Below are 16,643 nucleotides of genomic sequence, written 5' to 3' on the forward strand. Positions count from 1 at the left end.
GCGCGGGGCACCCAGCGGGCGGGCGGTCACGAGTCCTCCAGCGGGAGTTCGGTCTGCTGGCCGGTGCGGGCGCCTTTGATGGCGGCGCAGCGGCGGCAGGGCTCGTCGAAGTGGATGGGGCCGGATCCCATGGCCCACGCCTTTTGGGCTTTGACGTGGTCGGCGAGGGTTCCATGGGCGGCCATGTCGTCGATGGCTTCGTCGGTGAGGAGCGGTTCGTCGAGGGGGACGTGGCAGCCGCAGGGGCAGCCAGGCTCTCCGCCGATTCCGAGGGCGGCGGTGTGTGCCCAGCAGGCGTGGTGCTTGTGCTGGCGGCAGGCCGGGCAGATCGTGGTCTTCTCGCCGAACGGGACGACGACCTTGCCGGGCCGCAGCTCGGACTCCTGCGCGCGGTAGCCGCGACTGCGGCCGGCTCCCTTGGTCATGCGGCCCTTCCTCGTCGTGCGGCGCGGGTGCCGCGCCAGGTTCGGACTCCGCTGCCGTCGCGGGTGGTGGTCCAGGAGGCGGGCTCTATGAGCCCGTCGTCGTGGAGGCGGTGGAGGAGTTGGCCCCACATCGCCTTGGGGTTCGGGGGCTCGGGGAGGTGTTCGGCGACCTTGATGTGCCAGGAGGCGAACTCGCGGCCGGATTGGGCGGCGGCTTCGAAGGCGGGGCGGACGCGGTCGACCCACGTCTCGAAGTCCTCCGCGGGCGTCGGGTTGGGGATGGTGCCGTCGAGGGCGGGCTGCACGGTCATTGGCCGGCCTCCTTGGTGGCGCCGCTGTTGAGGAACTCGGCGAGTGCCTGGTCGCCGCGGCCGGTGTCGGCGTCCCGCTTGGCGAGCTGGGTGATCAGGTACTTCCGCTGGCCCTTGAGCCGCTGGATCTCGGCAACCAGCGCGGGCACGTCCTCGCGGGCGGCTGCGACGAACGTGGCGTCGGCGCGGTCCTGTTCGGGGGAGGTGGTGCCGCGGCAGGTCTCGCCGATCCACTGGGAGATGCCGGGCACGTACTCGGCGCCCTGGTAGATCTCCCAGTCGTCGGTGCACCAGGGGCCAGGGGTGGCGGCTTCGGCTCGGGCCTGGATGTCGGCGAGCTGCTGCTCGGTGAGGGGCTGGCTGGTCATGCGGTGGTCTCCTCGGTGGTGTGCTTCTGCCAGCTCGGGCAGTTGGCGTTGGGCAGGTCGGCGAGGAGTTCTCCGGCTCCGCAGTCCTCGGACCAGCCGGGGTGCTGTGGGTAGGGCCCCTCGGACGGCGGCTCGTAGTGCACGCAGGTCTTGCAGGCGCGGACGTTGGGGTTCTGCCAGCAGCGGGCGATGTGGGCGGCAGCTGCGGCCTTCTTGGCCCAGGTACGGCGGCAGAAGGGGCACTGGTGACGGGTGACGACGATGGGCATCGGGAGGCTGACGGCGGTCACAGTGCACCCCGCAGTCCGGCTTCGAGCTGCTCGTCGGTGCCGCGGTCGAAGAGGTCGTTGAAGTCGATGAAGCCGGTGGTCTCTTCGCGTTCGCGGGCGTAGCTCCAGTCGCGGACACACAGCCAGATGACGGGCGGCTCGGTCTCGTCCCAGGGCTGCTGTTCGCGCTGGTAGCGGAAGACCATGCGGGTGAGGTGGCAGCCGGCGCAGGTGCCGCGGTGGGCGGTGCCGAGGCGGAGGGCGTTCTGCTGTCGGTCGAGTTCGGCCTGGACGTCGGCCCACGTGGCGCCGCAGCGGGAGCAGTCGCCAGGGCGGAGGATCGAGCCGTGCGGGGGCTGGACGGGGAAGCGGTGCTTGCAGAGCGAGACCTTCATGCGGTGGCTCCGTTCTGTGCGGTGCGGGCGTCGTCGAGGCGGGAGGGGTGCGGGGTCTTCCGGTCGCGGCGGCCGACAGCCCCGTCGCCGTCTATGCGGTTGATCCGGCACGCCTTGCCCGCGGGGGCCTTGCAGTAGGAGCAGGGCACGGCGAGGGCGTCGGGCTGGCCGGCCTGGATCGCGGCGCGTCTCGCGGCCTTGATCGGCCGGTACTTGTCGAGGACGTCGTCGACGTGCTGGGGGACGTAGCTGCCGAGTTCGGCGAGGCGGCGGGCAGCCTCCTCGGCGGCGGGCCCGGCGGTGATCTCCTTGACCTCGGAGGGCGCGGTCTGCCCGACAGCGACGGCCTGGCGGTCGTCGCGGAGAGCGCCGAGGTATCCGGCTACGTCGTCGGGGTCCAGCTCGGGGTGGACGGTGGGTTCGAAGGTGCCGTTGTGGCGGGACATGCGGTCGCGGACGGCGGCGTCCCAGCGGCTGGCGATTTCGGCGGGGAGGATCGGCCAGGTCGACTGCCGGTAGTGCTCCTGCGCGTACTGGAGGGCGGTGTCGTAGGGGACGTCGGCGAGGATGCCGGCCCACATGAGGATCTGTGCGCGGCGTTCGGTGGGGTCTTCGCGGCGGACGCGGGGGTCGGCGAGGGCGATCTGCGCGATGAGCTGGGGGATCTGCTCGGGTTCCATCAGGCGCTTCCCTTCTTCTGCCGCAGTTCCTCGGCGATCGCGGCCATGTCTTCGAGGTATTCGGTGGTCTTGCTGGGGGCGCCGACGGGGCGGGGGCCGGTGTAGGTGGGCTGGTCCTGGAGGCCGGTCCAGCCGCGAAGGAAGTACTTCGCGGAGTAGGGCTCGGTCTTGGCGGCTTGCCAGGCGCGGGTGGCGTGGTCGACGAGGGCGGGGATGCCGACGCGGCGGATGGCGTCGCGGAGTTCGAGCCATTCGCTGGCGGCGAAGGTCCAGGAGACGTTCATGCCGCGGGCGTGCATGGCTTCGATGAGGGGTTGGACTTCCCCTCGTCCGGAGAGCGGGACCACGTCGGCGCCGGGCTTGTCCGTGGAGGGGGAAGGGGGAGGAGGAGTCTCCGAAGGAGACTCCGGGGACGGGACGGGACGGGGCGGGACGGGGGCAGCGTCACCGTGACGGCGGGTAGACGCGTCTACATCACCGTCTACATTCCCAACGTCACCCCTGTTGACCTGCTGCGATACGTCGCCGCGGGCCCCCGTTTGTTTCGAGTCGACACCCCAACTCGATGCGAACTCACCCTCAACTCGTTGCGAGTTGCGCTTCGTATTCGGGCCAACTCCATTCGAGTTGCCTTCCGAATTCGCGCCGTGTCCGTTTCGTCCGCCCCCCTGGGCATCGCCTGTAGACGCGTCTACATCGGCTGCTCGCTTACCCTCACGCCATCGCTGCTGCCGCTCGGACTTCGCCTTGCGAGCGACGTCGGTCTCAGCGCGGCTCGGGTTCTTCTCCAGGTACTGGTGGATCGCATACGAGTTGGCGTCCAGCTCCGGGCACGACTCGCAGCCATGGTCCTTCTGGTGCCAGAGGCCGGCGTCCACGAGGGCCTTGATCATGCGGGTTGTGCCGTACATCTTGGCGACGTGCTTGGGGACGATGCCGTCGGTCACCTGCTGGGCGGCCCAGGATCCGCAGCGGACGTACAGGCCGACGGCGGGTGTGCCTGCTGCGAACACCTTGGGGTGGCAGTGGAACCCGTCATCGATCTTGAACCAGGCCATGAAGCACTTCTCTCGTGCGGGTGATCAGGGGTTTCGGGCGCGTGGAACCAGGGCCTCTCAGGGCGGTATCCGCCGGGGCTCCCCTACGCTTGAATTGTACAACGCGACGCACTTACATGTTCGTCTGCTGTGTATCCTGGTCGCATGAGCCAGTCCGCCGAGAAGCGCATGGGCGTGTCCGACGCCCGCGCGAACATGACCGACGTCATCGCCGAGGTACGCCTCCTCGGCACGCCCGTCGTGCTCACCCGGCGGGACAAGCCCCAAGCCGTCCTGACCTCCGTCGAGGACTACGACGAGCTCAAGGCGCTGCGCCGGCTGGTCGACCTCCTGAAGAAGGAGGACCCCGACATGTACGAGGAACTGCTGACCAAGGCCGAGATGAAGAAGCGGCGCATCGTGAAGCGGCCTCGCCGGTCGGAAGATGACGTGCTCTGACATCGGTTCCCTCCTCTCTTCTCCGGGCCCCGCACCGTGTGGTGCGGGGCTTCGTCGTGCGGGCGGGTCAGAGCGGCTTCGGCAACACGGCGATGACGGTGTTCACGCCAGTGCCGGACTCCTTGAAGGAGCCGTCGGGCAGCGGGTGCAGCGCGCCGCCCAGGGCGTCCAGTCGGGAGCGGAAGGCGACGGCGCGGTTGGTCTGCCGGAAGGTGACCCCGGCGGACATGACGGCGACGAGCTGGCCGCCGGGCTTCAGGGCCTCCCACGCGTGCTTGACGTGGATCAGGTCGGCTTCCTTCGCGAACGGCGGGTTCATCACCACGCGGTCATAGACCGGCTGCGGGTCGGTGGTGAGGAAGTCGCCGGTGATGACGGTGATATTGCGCTCGCGGTGGGCGATGAGGGCGTTGGCGTGGTCGGGCTGGATCTCCACGCAGTCCACGACTGCTCCGGCGCGGACTGCGGCGAGGGCGATGGCGCCGCGGCCGGCGGACGGCTCCAGGACTCGCATGCCGGGCTGGATGTCGGCGAGGTCGATGAGTTGCTGGACGATCGGGGCGGGGGTGGGGAAGTAGCCGAACTGCTGCCGGGTGCTGGTGACCTCGCCGGTGAGGATGACGGTCTCGATGACGTCGGCGGCGTCGCCGTCGAACAGGTGGGCCTTGGCCTTGCGGTTCCACTTGCCGCCGGCGGCCTCCAGGACCTTGGCGGTGTCGAGGTACAGCTTCCGGTCGAGCGTGCCGGTGAGGACGAGGCGGGACCCGTCGGTCTCGGCACGGTCGAGGACTGCGAGGACTTCGGTGGGGACCTTCATGGTCGTGTTCTCCAGGGTGGGTGTGAGTCCGGGTGGTGGTTCGGGGAGGTCGCGCGCCCGCCACGGGGAGTGCCGTGAGCAGCGAGGGCCGCACGGGTAGGGGCGGACGGGCCCGTCATGCGGTGCGGGGATGTCGCACACGGGCCCGTCGCCGGTCATGCCGCGGACTGCTTCGGCTGCTTCGCCTGCCGGATCAGGGCCTTCGCCTCCCGCGCGGCGACCACCCGGCGCTCGCGCTCGGCGCCGTCCTCCAGGTGCATGGGGTGCACGCACTCGATCAGCGGGCAGGACGGGGTCCGGCGGACGTTCCCGTTCGCCTCGCGGCCGCGGTGGAGGAAGAAGCTGGTGCGCTTGGGGGCGTAGACCTTGCCCTTCCAGCTGAACGTGGAGTGCCCGGTCCACTTCAGGTGGCCGTCGGGGGTCTCCTCGGTGTGTCCGAAGAACACCTCGCGGAGGGGCCGGGCGTCGCCCGGGTGCAGGACTTGCTGTACGGCGGCGGCCACCTGGTCCGGGTTGTCGTATCGGCCGTCGAGGAGTTCGGCGACCTTGCGCCGCTCGGACGGCCGGAGGGCACCGCGGATTCCCCAGTCGTTGTCGTCGGTGCGGAGGGCGTCTTGGAGGCAGGCCATGCGGACAGGGCAGCCGTGGCACACCTGCTTGGCGTCGCGGATGCGGGGTTCGTGGTTGTCGGGGAACATCCGCTCCGGGTCGCCTGCGCAGGCGGCGTGCTTGGACCACTGCTTGGGGGCCGGCAGGTACGCGCTGAGGTCGATCATGCTGCTGCTCCGGTTCCGAAGATCGAGGCGAGTTGAGTGGAGAGGGCTTGCCGGATGGTTCGGTCTTCGAGGTGGTCGGGGCGGACGCACGGCTCCCAGCCGCAGCCGGGGAGGACGTTGCCGACCGGCTCGCGCCCGTAGTGCTCCTCGAACGCGGCGCGGCGGGCGGAGTACTCGCGGCCCCGGTACACCAGAGACGGCGTGTTCTCGCGGCGCCGGCCGGTCCACGCCACGTGCCCGCCGTCGGCCGGGACGGTGTGGGCCGCCCACTTCTCCGCGAACGTGACGACCGGTCGCGGCGCCCGGGCGATGTCCTCCTCGCGGCGGATGACGGCGATCCGCTTCGCGTCGACCCGCAGCTCGCGCCGGATGGCGTCGTCGGTGTGCCCGTCGAGGAGCAGCGCCACGATCTGGCCGCGGTCAGCGTTCGCCTTCCGCCCGGCGCCCGGCCGTCCCTTGCGGGTGACGACCTTGGAGTCCTCGACGTGGGCGGGGGCGACGCAGCCGTCGTAGCCGCACGGGGCGTGGGTGTGACCGACAGGGTCTTCGCCGTAGCGGATGCGGTAGGCGATCCGGCCCGCGGTGTACGCGGTGCCCTGCCACTTGATGGCGGCGACGCCCTTGTTCGTGCGGTGCCCGGTCCATTCGAGGTGGCCGCCGTCGACGGGCTTCGTGCGGCGCCAGAACAGATCCTCCGGGGAGCCGGCCGGCTTGTGCCCGGCGCGCCCCGGCGGCAGGCCGAGGGTGGCCCGCGCCGCGGTGACGGAGGCGGCGGTGACGCCGAGCCTGCGGGCGATGGTGCGGTCCCCGTACCCGGCGTGCAGGAGCTCGGCGACGTCAGCACGGACGGTCATCGAGCCACCGCCTTAGTGGTGCCGGTGCGGCGCAGCCGGTTGTCGGCGTCCGTGTTGGCCCGACGGCACGGGGCACAGATCTCCGTCTTGTCGCGGAGGTGCTTCTGGTATCCGCTGCGGGTACCGCACGCGGCGATCCGCCGCTGCGTCGGCGCCGGCCTGTACCTGCGCCTGTACTCAGCCTTTGCGCGGAGGCACGCCTCGCACGGCTCGGTCTCCTCCCGCCGGTGCTTGTTGTAGCCGGAGACCGTTCCGCACTCGGCAACCGAACGCTCGACCGACTCGCCCCGCGCCCGCCGTGTACGCCGACGGGACTGCATCACGCGTTCGTACAGCGTTCGCCGCTCCTCAGCGGTGAGGCCGCCACGGATACCGTGCCGGTACTCGGCGCGGGAGCCCCCCTCCTGACGCAGCGCGTCGCGCAGGCAGGCCATGCGCACGGGGCAGCCTTCGCACACGGTCCTGGCTTCAGCAGCGCCTTGCTGGTCGCCGGGCTGGGGGAAGAAGTCGACGCCGCAGTAGGCCGGGGTGGCGCACAGGGCTTGGTCGCGCCAGTCGGAGGCGCGCTCGATGCGGGTCATCGGGCCACCGCCTCTCGAGCAGTCGCCACACGCGGATCACGGCGCCCGGGGTCTCGAGCGAGGTCGGGCCGGGGCCCGGCCGCCGTGGTGGCGGCCGGGGCGGGCAGGGTGGTCACTGGTTCCCCCCGAGGATGATGTGGCCTTCGGCGCAAAGCAGCGCCTGGCCGTGGATGGTGGTGGCGGTTTCGACGCCGCAGGCGGGGCAGTGCGCGAACCGCTGCGCCGCGAGCTGACCCGGGATACGCGGGGCGCGGTGGCGGCCGAGGCCGCGGACGAGGTGCCGGACGGTGAGCTTCACGCCGCCCTCCCAGGGACCTGGTCGGCGGCCTCGCGGAGGAGGATGTCCTGCGCCTCGTTGACCTTCTGGAGTTCCAGGCAGCGGTTCTCGAACGCGGCGGCGACCTCCCGAGTCCGCCGCAGATCGGCGATGAGCGCAGCCTCCGCCGGCGTGTACTGGCGCTTGGCGAGGCGCGCACTCGGGGCCCGGGTGCCGATCTCCTCGCTCAGGTCCAGGCCCGCCCCGAGGATCTGGCGGCGGAGGGCGGTCGCGTCCTCGTACCGGCCCGACCCCTCCATCTGGAGGACCAGGGCGGCGGCGATGCCCCGCAGCGCCTTGTTCTCGTCGGAGAGGCGGGTGATGGTCGCCGCGGTGAGCCGGTCGACGCGGTTGTGGTTCTGCTGCTCGCGCGTCGCCTCCCGGTACTTCTGCTTCAGGGCGGCGTGCGCGTTCTTCAGGGCCTCGTAGCGGGCGCGGGTCACGGGCATCAGCGGGACTCCGTTCGGGGGTGCGGGATGAGCGGCCAGTCGCCACGGACGCCGTCCGCGTGCTGCTCCTTGCCGGGGGTACGGCGGAAGTAGTCCGCGAGGGACTCCGCCTGCTCGCGCGCCCAACCAACCTGGAGGGCGTGCAGGTCATCGATCGACGCGTTGCCGATCTCGCCGTGGGTGGAAGCGATCCGCCACGCCACCCGGCACGCGGCGACCGCGTCTGCGGCGGCGTCGTGCGCGCCGTCGAGAGGGACCTGGTAGTGACGGCACAGGTCCGTCAGCGTCCGCTTCCCCCGCCGGTACGGGTCCACGTGCTTGTCGAGGACGAACGGGTCGACGACCCGCAAGTCCTGACCGACGTAGTCCGTGAGGGCATGCAGGCCGTAGCGGCGGGCCTCCCGGTCCAACATCGTCAGGTCGAAGGCAGCGTTCATCGCGACGACCGGGATGCCGGACTGGACGACCGCAGTGAGGGCGACGATGACCTCCTCGACGACCTCACCGGCCGGGCGCCCTTCGGCGCGGGCCTTCTCGGTGGTGATGCCGTGGACCGCGGCGGCGCCCTCCGGGATCTCCACGCCCGGGTAGGCCATCCACGTGGCGGAGGCGACGGGCTTCCTGTCGCCGCACTGGACGACGCACGCGGTGACGATCCGGTCCCGTTCGGGGCTGACGCCCGTGGTCTCCAGGTCGAAGCCGGCGAGGCGGCCCAGGTACCAGGGCGGGGCCTGCTGGCTGGTCTGCTGGTTCATGTGGTGTCCTTCTGTGGGCGGCCGGCCCGCATAGCCCGCGGGCCGGCCGTTCGTGTGCGGGCTACGCGGGAGGCTGAGCGACGGCGGGCCAGGCGGGCGGCTCGGAGTCGTCGACGATCTCGGCGTCCACAGCGCCGTCCTCGTCCGGCACCGGCTCCTTCCGGGCCTGCTCCGTCTCGGCGTCCTTCTCGGCGGCGAGCTTCATGAGCTGCTTCGACAGCTCGTCCTCGCCCTTCGGGTGGACGTGGCCCGCCTGCCGGGCCTGCATCCACACGTCGCGGACGTCGTCCGAGGTGAGGGCCGCCGCGGCGTCCGCGAGGTAGTCCGGGCGGGGCGCCTCGATCGCCGCGCGGGCCTGGCTGGTGGCGCCCGGGTCGAGGGCGGTGGCTGCGTTCATCGGCCCGGCGAGGGCCTGCCGCGGCGTCACCCCGCGCAGCTCGACCACGACCACGGGGAACTTCTTCGTCTGCCCGTCCGCGACCCGCTGCCTGGGCTCGATCCGCAGGTTCACCGGCACGAACCCACGGCTGTCGGTCCCGGCGAGGACCATGTCGACCATGCCGCCCCACTCCTGCGCGGCGTAGAAGGAGTGGGTCTCGGCCCGCCACATGCCCATCCCGGACAGGTCCGGCAGCATCACGTTCAGCCGGGAAGTGGTGGAGCAGACGCGGCCCTTCGGCTGGAGGTGCCAGTCGTCACCGAACTGGCGGGCGCACAGGCAGGCTTGGCGGGAGAGGAGTTCGGTCTCGCCGTCGCAGCGGCGCTGGCAGCCGCCCTTGGACCACATCTCGTTGTACTGGTTCAGCGGGTCGCCGGGGGTGATCAGCGCCTCGATCGACGACGCCTTCGTGATGACCCGCCACTGCGAGATCGTGCTGTTGAGCGGCGACCACTGCTCGGGCTCACCACCCCACAGCTTCGCCGCGGTGGCGACGTGCTCCTCCGAGTGGGAGGTGATCACCCACGTCGACGAGCGCATCGGGCGGTTGCCCTGCGTGTAGCCCGTGCGCAGCCGGCCGTGCTCGGCGGCGCGGGCTTGGATGTTCCGGAGTCGGGACCCCATGTCAGGCGGCCTTTCGTGCGGCGCGGCGTCGCGGCGCGGGCTCGTGGCCCGGGGCGAACAGCGCGGGGTAGGTGGACGGGGCGGCGTGCAGCCAGTGGGTGGTCTCCAGGGCGCCGCGGAACGCGCGGTGCGCGGTCCGGTCGGCGGGCATCGGGACCAGGGCGTGGCTGGCGGCGCGGAGGTTGAGGACGCCGGTGCGTTCGATGCGGGGCATCGGCTGCTCGGTGTCGTCGGGGAGGAGGACCGACTCGCAGTAGCGGAGCGCGGCCAGTTGCAGCGTGTTCTCCGGGTACACCGACTTGGCGGAGCGGGTGGCGGAGGACTTGTAGTCGATCAGCCATAGCTCCAGCCGGTGGCCGGGCCCGGTCGGCAGCCACACCATGAGGTCGGCGGTGCCGGCGTAGCCGAGGCGGCGGTGCAGGCAGGTGATCTCGGTGGCCTCGATGTGCTCGTTGAGGTCGACGCCCCACGAGGCGAGCCAGGTGTCGAGTTGCGCGACGTAGGGGTTGACGATCGGGTCGTCGGCGACGGGGGCGCCGAGGACGCGGGCTTCGGCGGCGGTATGGACGCGGTCGCCGAGGTCGGCGGCTTGCTCGCGGACGTCGCGGTGGACGGCCTTGAGTTCCTTGGTCAGCGCGGTCCGGTCGTCGGCGACGCGGTCGGTGATGACGTTCCACCGGTCGAGGGCGTATTCCAGGGTGACCTTGACGCCCCAGGGGACGAGGGCCATGGACTTGTTGACGGCGGTGTCGATGACGTTGGTGACGGAGACGAGGTCGGGGCCCCCGGCGGGGTCGCTGTAGTAGCGACCCCGCGCGGTGTCCCGGGCGTGCTTGGGGTTGGTCACTGCTCGTATCCGTCCTCGTCGTCGGTGAGGCGGTCCTGGCAGTCGGGGCAGAGGCCGGTGATCTGCCACTCCTGCTGGTAGCGGGCGGCCTCGGTCTCGTTCCAGAACACGCGGGTGGTGCCGTTGGCCGTGATGAGGGGCTGGCCGCAGCCGATGGGTTGGCGGATGCAGCGTTCTTCGCGGACGGCGTCGGTGGGGAGGTCTCCGCCGGAGAGGTGGGCGAGGAAGCCGGGGATGCCGGCGGGCTCGCAGGCGCACTTCTCGGGGTGGTCGCAGGCCATCTGTTCGAAGGCCTTCTCGAAGGGGCCCTCGTTGGGGTCCATTTGGTGGCGGGCCTCAGCAGCGATGCCTTCGGCGAGGCGCTGCTCGCGCTGCCGGGTGACGAGCGCGGCGACCTCGGGCTGCATGGCGGTCACGACTCCTCACCGCTCTCGGTGACGGTCCAGCCGCCGTGGGTCCAGTCGTCCGGGTCCAGCGCGGTGGGGTGCCAGTGCCGGACGTCGTAGACGGGGGTGTCCGTCCAACCGAGGGCGCGGCGTTCACCGGTGGTGGGACTGGGGCTGATCGCCTCGCAGCGGAAGGTCCACGTACCGCTGGTGTAGGTCTGTCCGGGCTGGAAGAAGTCGGTGCGGAGGTTGTTCGGGCGGACCGCGCCCCGCGCCACCTTCGACGCGAGCCGGGCGATCACGTCCGCCGCCTTCTCCTGGCGGGCCGGGTCGGTCGGGTACTCGCGGGACTTCTTCAACAGCCACGCCACGAACTGCGTGTCCCGCTCGGCCATCACCTCGGCGGCCAGTTCGTCGAGGAGCTGGTTCGTCCTGGCCTTGGCCTCCTCGTCGGTCCCCGAGGGGACGGACCACCACAGGAGACCGGCGACCTTCTTGCGGGCGCTCATGCGGTCCACCGCCCCTCGCGCGGCGCCGGGACGATGCCCTGCGGGTTGAACCGGCAGACCTTCTCCTGCACCCCGGACAGCTCCCCCGCCAGACGGCGCACGGTGAAGGCGTCCAGTTCCAGGCGGGCCGTGTCCATCGACGCGACGCCCTCCACCTCCTCGACGGCGGCGTCCAGCTCGCCCTCGCGGACCGTGCCCTGCACGATCGCGGCCAGGGCGTCGAGCGCGTCGAGCACCTCGTCACGGGTGTCCGGGTCGCCCCAGCCGGCGACGAGCTGGACGAGGGTGTCGGTACGGATCTGGTCCGCGCGCAGGTAGCCGGCGAGCCAGTCGGAGCGGGGTTCGAAGGAGAGTTGCGGGTTGGTGCTCACGAGGTGCCTCCTCGGCGGTGGCGGCCACGGGCCGCAGAAGAAGAAGGAGAGGTGGGGAGGTGGCCGGTCCGCGCCCAGTGCGGCAGGCGCGGCGCGGGCTGCCGTCGAGCGCGGCGGGCAAGGGCCCGGTAGGCGCGGCGTGGGGACAGCGGCACGTCGATCAGCAGGAACCAGACGACCAGCACGGCGGCGTACAGGCTGACGGCGAGGAGCACGGCGGCCAGCACGTCATCACCGGTGGTCGGTTGGCCACTCATCGCGGGGTGCTCGCGTACATGCAGCCTTTGTCGTGCTTCGGCTCGCAGGAGCACTTCGCGCAGCCGACGCACCACTTACTCGGGCCGTCCCCGCACTCCGTACACGCACCCTGCTCCGGCCCGGCCTGCGGGGCGAGCTGGACCACGGCGCCGTCGAACTCCGACCCGTCGAGGCGGTTCCCCTCCCCCGGCGTCCGCCACAGGGCGCACACCTTCTCGATCTCCGCGAGCGTCACCCGGTCCGGAACCTCCGGCGAGTGCTGCCAGCGGCCCAAAGCAGCCGACAAGAGCTGGTCGAGGAAGCCGTGCAGGTCGTGGTCCGACATGCCGTGCGCCCACGGGAGAGCGGGGCCCTGCTCCGGCTCGCGGAGGGCCTGCGTCGGCGCCAGTAGCCGCGTCAGCTTGTCCACCGAGGCGTCGACGTCCGGGCCCTGCCCGGTGTTCGCAGCGTGCTCCCGCTTCAGCTCAGCTACCGATTGCTCGGTGACACGCACCGCGTTCCGCGTGACCTCCCGCGCCTCGCGGCGGCCACGCTGCGCCGACTTCAGTGCCAGCCGCAGACGAGCGGTGTCCTGCTCCTCTTCCCAGCGGGCGAGGTTCGCGCCGATCGTCTCCTCGTGCGCGGCGTCGATCTCGCACCACGGGCAACCCCGGGTGTCGTCCACCGCGCGGAGCCACGTCGGGTGGTGCGGCTTCCCGCACGTCGCCGACACGCGGCCGTCTACGTCACCCAGTTCCAGCGCCCGGAACGCGGCCAGTTCCTTCGCGGTCTCCGGGTCCTGCAGCATGCACGCCGACTCCAGGTCGGCCGCCAGCCCGGTCGCCGTCTGCTTCCCGTTCACCTGCGCGGCGTGGATCACCCCGGCCGCGCTGTTCACCCGCTTCGTGTTCATGCCGCCACCCCCTGCGGGGCGAACTCGGCGTGGACCTTCTCGATCGCCGCGACGTACTGCTCCACCTGCCACGGCTTCCACCGCCGCCAGTTCGGACCGAAGTACTCCGTGAACTCCCGGTCCACCTCCGCGAGGCGGGCCTCCTCCACGTCCTCCGCGCGCACCATCACCGGCACGCTGATCGCCACCGCGTTCACGACGCCACCTCCGTAGCGTCCGCAGCCGCCTCCAGAACCGCCACCGCCGACTCCGTGGTCCGCAACTCCAAGTCGCCCCACGCGTCGACGTGCACTTCCAGCGAGTCGATGTCGCCGTACTCCGGCCCGTCGTTCAGGCGCAGCGCCAGCGTGCCGATCGCCCGATCCGACAGCAGCGAGGTGCGGTGCGGGTCACCGGTCGTCGCGCACTTCAGCGCCGCCACGATCGACATCGGCCGCAGGAAATGCGGGACGCACATCTCCCGGTCGAAGGCGTCGGGCACGTAGTCGCCCTTGTACAAGCCGTTCGAGGCGAGCAACCGAGCCGCCGCCCGGAACACTCCGGGCACCGTCGTCGGCGCCGCCAGCGGCGACGCATGCAGCGGAAGAACCCTGCTGCTGGTCTGCAATGATGTGGCCACGGTGGCCTCTCCTTCTCGTGTACGGGTTGGTAGGGGCGCCGAGTCGTGGGGTCGCCAGGCCGGTCAAAGCGGGCGGCCCTTCGGCGTGTGTGGGGTCAGGCCTTGGCGAGAGCCGGCCTGCGGGCGGGCGCCGGACGCCGGCGCGGCCGCGGGATCGTCCGGCCGGTGCGCGGGTCGCCGGCGGAGCGGACGGCGTGGATCGCAGCCCGCTGCTCGCGGTCCGTGACGATCCGGCCGCGCTCGCCGTTCCGGCCGCACAACTCCGGGCGGGCCCGGAGGAGTTCGCGCAGCCACTTAATGCCGCACTTCAGGACGTAGGCCGTCTCCTGGACGGTCATGTACTCCTGGGCGGGGTCGGCCGGCGGCTGCGGCTGGTGGTACTTCCGCTTGTCCGTAGACACGGGGGTCACTGCCTTTCGTGGGGTGGGTCCTCGGTGGGGCGAGGAGGCGTGCGCCGTATGCGTGAGTCGGGCGCTTGCAGGGCGTCGCGGAGACGGCGGTATGCCTTGGGGCCCATGTGTCTGCGGGTGCCGTTCTCCAGGTGGCTGACGTAGCGGGGGCTGATTCCCGCGTGTCTGGCCAGCTCGGTCTGGGTGAGCCCCGCTTGCATGCGCTCCTCGCGGATCGCGTCCCCGTTGACCTCGAAGGTCGGGGGTTGGTGCATGCTTAGAAACTAACCCTAGTTGACCCTGGTTGTCTACCCCATGATGGATGTTACTGACCCGTGTTGACCTTGTACGGGCATATGCGCTGGTCGGAGATGGTCTCAAGTTCACGAAATCCAGCCGTTTACCTAACTGGAACTGGTTGGAACTGAGTAGCCCTGCGAAGATGTCGACATGACGACCACCCCCCGCGATCTCGATCGGCTCGCGCAGCGCGTGAAGGCCCATCGCATGGAGCAGTACCCGTCGCGTGACGCGGCGGCCGAAGCTGCGGGCATCACCAGAAACACCTGGAAGCGGGTCGAGGAGGGCCAAGAGGTCCGTGAGTCGACTTACGCGAAGGTGGACAAGGCACTCGGCTGGGCGATCGGCAGCTGCCTCGCCATTGCCGAGGGCGGCAACCCCGTCCTCGCGGCCGATGACATCGCTGCCACCGACACCTCGCCGACCGTGACGCTCAGCGAGGAAGAGGCGCAGCGGGCGGCATTCGAAGCGGCGCGGGCCAAACTGCCCGCGTCTACCCCCATCGGGGACATCAATGCCTTCAGTGCCGAGTTTGTGGAGATCTTGCGAAGGCTGGGTCAGGTCAGGGAAGGCGACTGAACTGCAGCCTTCTTGCGTACAACCTTTTTGCCGTTATCTGATCGTGACCTCTCTGGGCTGATGAATCCTCAACAACCCCCTGCCGTTCACGTGTTCGTCATGTCACGCTGTGCTCAACCACCCGGGGAGGTTCCCGACGGCACTTAGGGGGACCGGTGAGTAATGTCATCAACCTGGACCTGGGCCCGACGTCCGATTTCCTCGGATACCCGACCCAGATCGCCGGAGAGATGGTGTGTGTCCTGTCCTCCAGGACCGCCACCGACCGCGTCATTCAGGGGCGCGTGAGGCGGTTCATGGCGGCCGAGGGCCGTGACTGCGGAACCTGCGGCGCCTGTCCCGTCGGACAGGCATCGTAGACACCACAGCCACAAGAGGGAGCGGTCGGCGGTAGGGGTACCCGCCGACACACTCCCGCACCAACTCGCTCGAACATCCGGGGGGATGACACCCGATGCCTTCTGTAGAGACCCGCGGGAACTCGATCCGGGTCAAATGGTGGAGCGGCGAGTACCTGCTCGACCCCGACGGCAAGCCAACGAAGAAGAAGCGGTACGACTCCGCATCCGGTCCCGAGCCCGGCGTCCCCTTCACGGACGAGGACGAGGCCTACGCCTTCGGCCTCGACCGCGAGTCCGACGTGCGCAACCGGCGCAACCGGCGCAAGAGCACCGACCGCGTCAACATGGGCGACTACTGCGACACCTGGCTTGCCGAAACCAGCCTCCGCCACCAGTCCAACAGCACGTACCGGAAGCGGATCCGGTCCGTGATCAAGCCGTACTGGTCCACGTGGATGGTCGACGAAATCACGCCGATTGAATGCGCAACGTTCGAACGGCACATCAGGGGAAAGTACTCCGACAACTACGCCAAGGCTGTCCTCGGCCAGTTCAAGATGCTCATGGACGACGCCGTCGTGAAGTACCGGCTGCGCGACGAGTCGCCCATCATCCAGCAGAAGCGCCGCGGCAAGTACCAGAAGAAGAAGACCCGCCGGCCGAAGCGTGCACTGCCCATCACCGCCGTGCACCAGCTCGCCACCAACGCCTACACGGTGTGGGGGTACGCGGGGTGGGCGTACATCTGGACCATCGCGTTCACCGGCGCGCGGCCGCCCGGCGAGATGTACGGGCTGCAGCGCGGCTACTCGTCGGTGCACTGGCCGCAGTCGGAACCCGACCCTGACGTGCGCGAGGACGCTGTGTCCCGGTACGAGCACCTGAAGGCGTTGCGCATCGAGTACCAGACCTATGCGATCGACCGTAGGCCTGTCCTCGCGGCCCCGAAGTACGACTCGCACCGGACACTGGTGATCCCACCCTTCTTGCATGAGATGCACAGCGCGCTGCTGGCCTCCCATGACCAGCCGTGGGTGTTCCTCTCCATCACCGGCAAGCCGCTCCTGGGGACAGCCTTCGACAAGACGTACTGGAGTCCCATCCGCGACGGTGCAGACGCACGGCCGGCCAGCCCTCAGACGCATCGGCCCGCCCGCCAGGAGATCCCGGCGGTGCCGGAGATGGCTGGTGAGGCGATCTACCGGTTGCGGCATTGGCACAAGGCGAAGTTGGACGAGCCGGGTGACCTTTCGCGGGTGGCGGTCGAGGCGCGGATGGGGCATGAGTTGCCGGGGGTCGAGGGGGTGTACAGCGAAGTGACGGTTCCGATGGAGGAGCGGATTGTGGGCTACCTTCAGGCGGTGTGGGAGAAGGAGGTCGTGAGTGAGGGGCTGTGGATGCCGTCGTTTCCCACGCCTCTCCCATTGGATCGTGCTGTGGGTGCGTCTTCCCTGTTCAGTGGCCTGCCGGTGGTGGATTAGCGGGGATCGGTAGAATCACCGGCCTCGTGCGACGCGTGGGCTCCGGGCCGCGGGGCCCCGGGCGACGACGGAGCTGGGCGGAGGGACAGGGAGGAGAGCCGGGGAGGAGAGCCGGG

General features: G+C 70.4%; 28 protein-coding genes. 3 read left to right on the forward strand and 25 right to left on the reverse strand.

The genetic code is table 11. The features are described from left to right. Nucleotides 1–26: 26 nt before the first annotated feature. The 7 genes from ACIQ6R_RS16235 to ACIQ6R_RS16265 are packed head-to-tail and all read right to left on the reverse strand — an operon-like array spanning nt 27 to nt 3,506. Complete coding sequence (locus tag ACIQ6R_RS16235; protein WP_404221899.1) at nt 27–425, reverse strand: hypothetical protein; 399 nt, start codon at nt 423–425, stop codon at nt 27–29. Continuing rightward, complete coding sequence (locus ACIQ6R_RS16240; RefSeq protein WP_404221901.1) at nt 422–736, reverse strand: hypothetical protein; 315 nt, start codon at nt 734–736, stop codon at nt 422–424. The genes ACIQ6R_RS16235 and ACIQ6R_RS16240 overlap by 4 nt, the downstream gene beginning before the upstream one ends. Beyond that, the gene (locus tag ACIQ6R_RS16245; protein ID WP_404221904.1) at nt 733–1,104 is read right to left on the reverse strand and encodes a hypothetical protein; all 372 of its coding nucleotides are present in this window, start codon (nt 1,102–1,104) and stop codon (nt 733–735) included. Before ACIQ6R_RS16245 ends, ACIQ6R_RS16240 begins: the two co-directional genes overlap by 4 nt. Beyond that, nucleotides 1,101–1,394, reverse strand: a complete 294-nt coding sequence (locus tag ACIQ6R_RS16250; RefSeq protein WP_404221906.1) for a hypothetical protein — start codon at nt 1,392–1,394, stop codon at nt 1,101–1,103. The genes ACIQ6R_RS16245 and ACIQ6R_RS16250 overlap by 4 nt, the downstream gene beginning before the upstream one ends. Further along, nucleotides 1,391–1,768: a hypothetical protein gene (locus ACIQ6R_RS16255; protein WP_404221908.1), complete on the reverse strand. Its 378-nt coding sequence runs from the start codon at nt 1,766–1,768 to the stop codon at nt 1,391–1,393. Before ACIQ6R_RS16255 ends, ACIQ6R_RS16250 begins: the two co-directional genes overlap by 4 nt. Further along, complete coding sequence (locus tag ACIQ6R_RS16260; protein WP_404221910.1) at nt 1,765–2,448, reverse strand: hypothetical protein; 684 nt, start codon at nt 2,446–2,448, stop codon at nt 1,765–1,767. Before ACIQ6R_RS16260 ends, ACIQ6R_RS16255 begins: the two co-directional genes overlap by 4 nt. Continuing rightward, nucleotides 2,448–3,506, reverse strand: coding sequence for a hypothetical protein (locus tag ACIQ6R_RS16265; RefSeq protein ID WP_404221912.1), 1,059 nt, complete (start codon nt 3,504–3,506; stop codon nt 2,448–2,450). The genes ACIQ6R_RS16260 and ACIQ6R_RS16265 overlap by 1 nt, the downstream gene beginning before the upstream one ends. A 144-nt stretch (nt 3,507–3,650) precedes the next feature. On the opposite strand from ACIQ6R_RS16265, the gene ACIQ6R_RS16270 reads away from it, so the two are divergent. Then, on the forward strand, nt 3,651–3,944 hold the full coding sequence (locus ACIQ6R_RS16270; protein ID WP_404221914.1) for a type II toxin-antitoxin system Phd/YefM family antitoxin: 294 nt from the start codon (nt 3,651–3,653) through the stop codon (nt 3,942–3,944). A 67-nt stretch (nt 3,945–4,011) separates the two neighbouring features. Here the strand turns inward: ACIQ6R_RS16270 and ACIQ6R_RS16275 are convergent, their stop codons facing one another. From ACIQ6R_RS16275 to ACIQ6R_RS16360, 18 genes are all read right to left on the reverse strand, one after another. After that, nucleotides 4,012–4,761, reverse strand: coding sequence for a methyltransferase (locus tag ACIQ6R_RS16275; RefSeq protein WP_404221916.1), 750 nt, complete (start codon nt 4,759–4,761; stop codon nt 4,012–4,014). A gap of 155 nt (nt 4,762–4,916) precedes the next feature. After that, nucleotides 4,917–5,537 carry a WhiB family transcriptional regulator gene (locus ACIQ6R_RS16280; protein WP_404221918.1) on the reverse strand — a complete coding sequence of 207 codons (621 nt, stop codon included), beginning with the start codon at nt 5,535–5,537 and terminating at the stop codon, nt 4,917–4,919. Beyond that, nucleotides 5,534–6,391: a hypothetical protein gene (locus tag ACIQ6R_RS16285; RefSeq protein ID WP_404221920.1), complete on the reverse strand. Its 858-nt coding sequence runs from the start codon at nt 6,389–6,391 to the stop codon at nt 5,534–5,536. Before ACIQ6R_RS16285 ends, ACIQ6R_RS16280 begins: the two co-directional genes overlap by 4 nt. After that, on the reverse strand, nt 6,388–6,972 hold the full coding sequence (locus tag ACIQ6R_RS16290; RefSeq protein WP_404221923.1) for a WhiB family transcriptional regulator: 585 nt from the start codon (nt 6,970–6,972) through the stop codon (nt 6,388–6,390). Before ACIQ6R_RS16290 ends, ACIQ6R_RS16285 begins: the two co-directional genes overlap by 4 nt. A gap of 112 nt (nt 6,973–7,084) precedes the next feature. Further along, complete coding sequence (locus tag ACIQ6R_RS16295) at nt 7,085–7,270, reverse strand: hypothetical protein (RefSeq protein WP_404221925.1); 186 nt, start codon at nt 7,268–7,270, stop codon at nt 7,085–7,087. After that, nucleotides 7,267–7,737, reverse strand: coding sequence for a hypothetical protein (locus tag ACIQ6R_RS16300; RefSeq protein WP_404221927.1), 471 nt, complete (start codon nt 7,735–7,737; stop codon nt 7,267–7,269). Before ACIQ6R_RS16300 ends, ACIQ6R_RS16295 begins: the two co-directional genes overlap by 4 nt. Next, complete coding sequence (locus tag ACIQ6R_RS16305) at nt 7,737–8,492, reverse strand: exonuclease domain-containing protein (RefSeq protein WP_404221929.1); 756 nt, start codon at nt 8,490–8,492, stop codon at nt 7,737–7,739. Before ACIQ6R_RS16305 ends, ACIQ6R_RS16300 begins: the two co-directional genes overlap by 1 nt. A gap of 61 nt (nt 8,493–8,553) precedes the next feature. Next, entirely contained in the window at nt 8,554–9,555 is a 1,002-nt protein-coding gene (locus ACIQ6R_RS16310) for a hypothetical protein (RefSeq protein ID WP_404221931.1), read from the reverse strand. Nucleotide 9,556: 1 nt separating this feature from the next. Next, the gene (locus ACIQ6R_RS16315; RefSeq protein WP_404221934.1) at nt 9,557–10,402 is read right to left on the reverse strand and encodes a hypothetical protein; all 846 of its coding nucleotides are present in this window, start codon (nt 10,400–10,402) and stop codon (nt 9,557–9,559) included. After that, entirely contained in the window at nt 10,399–10,818 is a 420-nt protein-coding gene (locus ACIQ6R_RS16320; protein WP_404221936.1) for a hypothetical protein, read from the reverse strand. Before ACIQ6R_RS16320 ends, ACIQ6R_RS16315 begins: the two co-directional genes overlap by 4 nt. Continuing rightward, nucleotides 10,815–11,297, reverse strand: coding sequence for a hypothetical protein (locus ACIQ6R_RS16325; protein ID WP_404221939.1), 483 nt, complete (start codon nt 11,295–11,297; stop codon nt 10,815–10,817). The genes ACIQ6R_RS16320 and ACIQ6R_RS16325 overlap by 4 nt, the downstream gene beginning before the upstream one ends. Beyond that, nucleotides 11,294–11,668, reverse strand: coding sequence for a hypothetical protein (locus ACIQ6R_RS16330; RefSeq protein ID WP_404221941.1), 375 nt, complete (start codon nt 11,666–11,668; stop codon nt 11,294–11,296). The genes ACIQ6R_RS16325 and ACIQ6R_RS16330 overlap by 4 nt, the downstream gene beginning before the upstream one ends. Further along, nucleotides 11,665–11,925 (reverse strand): hypothetical protein, encoded by a 261-nt coding sequence (locus ACIQ6R_RS16335; protein ID WP_404221943.1) that lies wholly within the window; start codon nt 11,923–11,925, stop codon nt 11,665–11,667. Before ACIQ6R_RS16335 ends, ACIQ6R_RS16330 begins: the two co-directional genes overlap by 4 nt. After that, entirely contained in the window at nt 11,922–12,818 is an 897-nt protein-coding gene (locus ACIQ6R_RS16340; protein WP_404221945.1) for a hypothetical protein, read from the reverse strand. The genes ACIQ6R_RS16335 and ACIQ6R_RS16340 overlap by 4 nt, the downstream gene beginning before the upstream one ends. Beyond that, nucleotides 12,815–13,015 carry a hypothetical protein gene (locus ACIQ6R_RS16345; protein ID WP_404221947.1) on the reverse strand — a complete coding sequence of 67 codons (201 nt, stop codon included), beginning with the start codon at nt 13,013–13,015 and terminating at the stop codon, nt 12,815–12,817. The genes ACIQ6R_RS16340 and ACIQ6R_RS16345 overlap by 4 nt, the downstream gene beginning before the upstream one ends. After that, nucleotides 13,012–13,437 (reverse strand): hypothetical protein, encoded by a 426-nt coding sequence (locus tag ACIQ6R_RS16350; protein WP_404221949.1) that lies wholly within the window; start codon nt 13,435–13,437, stop codon nt 13,012–13,014. Before ACIQ6R_RS16350 ends, ACIQ6R_RS16345 begins: the two co-directional genes overlap by 4 nt. Nucleotides 13,438–13,532: 95 nt before the next feature. Further along, nucleotides 13,533–13,838 (reverse strand): DNA-binding protein, encoded by a 306-nt coding sequence (locus tag ACIQ6R_RS16355; RefSeq protein ID WP_404221951.1) that lies wholly within the window; start codon nt 13,836–13,838, stop codon nt 13,533–13,535. Nucleotides 13,839–13,843: 5 nt separating this feature from the next. Then, on the reverse strand, nt 13,844–14,101 hold the full coding sequence (locus ACIQ6R_RS16360; protein WP_404221953.1) for a helix-turn-helix domain-containing protein: 258 nt from the start codon (nt 14,099–14,101) through the stop codon (nt 13,844–13,846). Nucleotides 14,102–14,276: 175 nt separating this feature from the next. On the opposite strand from ACIQ6R_RS16360, the gene ACIQ6R_RS16365 reads away from it, so the two are divergent. Next, nucleotides 14,277–14,705, forward strand: a complete 429-nt coding sequence (locus tag ACIQ6R_RS16365; RefSeq protein WP_404221955.1) for a helix-turn-helix domain-containing protein — start codon at nt 14,277–14,279, stop codon at nt 14,703–14,705. A gap of 454 nt (nt 14,706–15,159) precedes the next feature. Further along, nucleotides 15,160–16,527 (forward strand): integrase, encoded by a 1,368-nt coding sequence (locus ACIQ6R_RS16370; RefSeq protein WP_404221957.1) that lies wholly within the window; start codon nt 15,160–15,162, stop codon nt 16,525–16,527. Nucleotides 16,528–16,643 lie beyond the last annotated feature (116 nt).

It is taken from the genome of Streptomyces sp. NPDC096048 (assembly GCF_044763415.1).
GTDB lineage: Bacteria > Actinomycetota > Actinomycetes > Streptomycetales > Streptomycetaceae > Streptomyces.

What these genes read in the sequence shown, in the direction of transcription:
- ACIQ6R_RS16235 (WP_404221899.1), bottom strand. Translation starts at nt 425, where the DNA reads ATGACCAAGGGAGCCGGCCGCAGTCGCGGCTACCGCGCGCAGGAGTCC.
- ACIQ6R_RS16240 (WP_404221901.1), bottom strand. Translation starts at nt 736, where the DNA reads ATGACCGTGCAGCCCGCCCTCGACGGCACCATCCCCAACCCGACGCCC.
- ACIQ6R_RS16245 (WP_404221904.1), bottom strand. Translation starts at nt 1,104, where the DNA reads ATGACCAGCCAGCCCCTCACCGAGCAGCAGCTCGCCGACATCCAGGCC.
- ACIQ6R_RS16255 (WP_404221908.1), bottom strand. Translation starts at nt 1,768, where the DNA reads ATGAAGGTCTCGCTCTGCAAGCACCGCTTCCCCGTCCAGCCCCCGCAC.
- ACIQ6R_RS16260 (WP_404221910.1), bottom strand. Translation starts at nt 2,448, where the DNA reads ATGGAACCCGAGCAGATCCCCCAGCTCATCGCGCAGATCGCCCTCGCC.
- ACIQ6R_RS16265 (WP_404221912.1), bottom strand. Translation starts at nt 3,506, where the DNA reads ATGGCCTGGTTCAAGATCGATGACGGGTTCCACTGCCACCCCAAGGTG.
- ACIQ6R_RS16270 (WP_404221914.1), top strand. Translation starts at nt 3,651, where the DNA reads ATGAGCCAGTCCGCCGAGAAGCGCATGGGCGTGTCCGACGCCCGCGCG.
- ACIQ6R_RS16275 (WP_404221916.1), bottom strand. Translation starts at nt 4,761, where the DNA reads ATGAAGGTCCCCACCGAAGTCCTCGCAGTCCTCGACCGTGCCGAGACC.
- ACIQ6R_RS16280 (WP_404221918.1), bottom strand. Translation starts at nt 5,537, where the DNA reads ATGATCGACCTCAGCGCGTACCTGCCGGCCCCCAAGCAGTGGTCCAAG.
- ACIQ6R_RS16285 (WP_404221920.1), bottom strand. Translation starts at nt 6,391, where the DNA reads ATGACCGTCCGTGCTGACGTCGCCGAGCTCCTGCACGCCGGGTACGGG.
- ACIQ6R_RS16290 (WP_404221923.1), bottom strand. Translation starts at nt 6,972, where the DNA reads ATGACCCGCATCGAGCGCGCCTCCGACTGGCGCGACCAAGCCCTGTGC.
- ACIQ6R_RS16300 (WP_404221927.1), bottom strand. Translation starts at nt 7,737, where the DNA reads ATGCCCGTGACCCGCGCCCGCTACGAGGCCCTGAAGAACGCGCACGCC.
- ACIQ6R_RS16305 (WP_404221929.1), bottom strand. Translation starts at nt 8,492, where the DNA reads ATGAACCAGCAGACCAGCCAGCAGGCCCCGCCCTGGTACCTGGGCCGC.
- ACIQ6R_RS16310 (WP_404221931.1), bottom strand. Translation starts at nt 9,555, where the DNA reads ATGGGGTCCCGACTCCGGAACATCCAAGCCCGCGCCGCCGAGCACGGC.
- ACIQ6R_RS16325 (WP_404221939.1), bottom strand. Translation starts at nt 11,297, where the DNA reads ATGAGCGCCCGCAAGAAGGTCGCCGGTCTCCTGTGGTGGTCCGTCCCC.
- ACIQ6R_RS16335 (WP_404221943.1), bottom strand. Translation starts at nt 11,925, where the DNA reads ATGAGTGGCCAACCGACCACCGGTGATGACGTGCTGGCCGCCGTGCTC.
- ACIQ6R_RS16340 (WP_404221945.1), bottom strand. Translation starts at nt 12,818, where the DNA reads ATGAACACGAAGCGGGTGAACAGCGCGGCCGGGGTGATCCACGCCGCG.
- ACIQ6R_RS16360 (WP_404221953.1), bottom strand. Translation starts at nt 14,101, where the DNA reads ATGCACCAACCCCCGACCTTCGAGGTCAACGGGGACGCGATCCGCGAG.
- ACIQ6R_RS16365 (WP_404221955.1), top strand. Translation starts at nt 14,277, where the DNA reads ATGACGACCACCCCCCGCGATCTCGATCGGCTCGCGCAGCGCGTGAAG.
- ACIQ6R_RS16370 (WP_404221957.1), top strand. Translation starts at nt 15,160, where the DNA reads ATGCCTTCTGTAGAGACCCGCGGGAACTCGATCCGGGTCAAATGGTGG.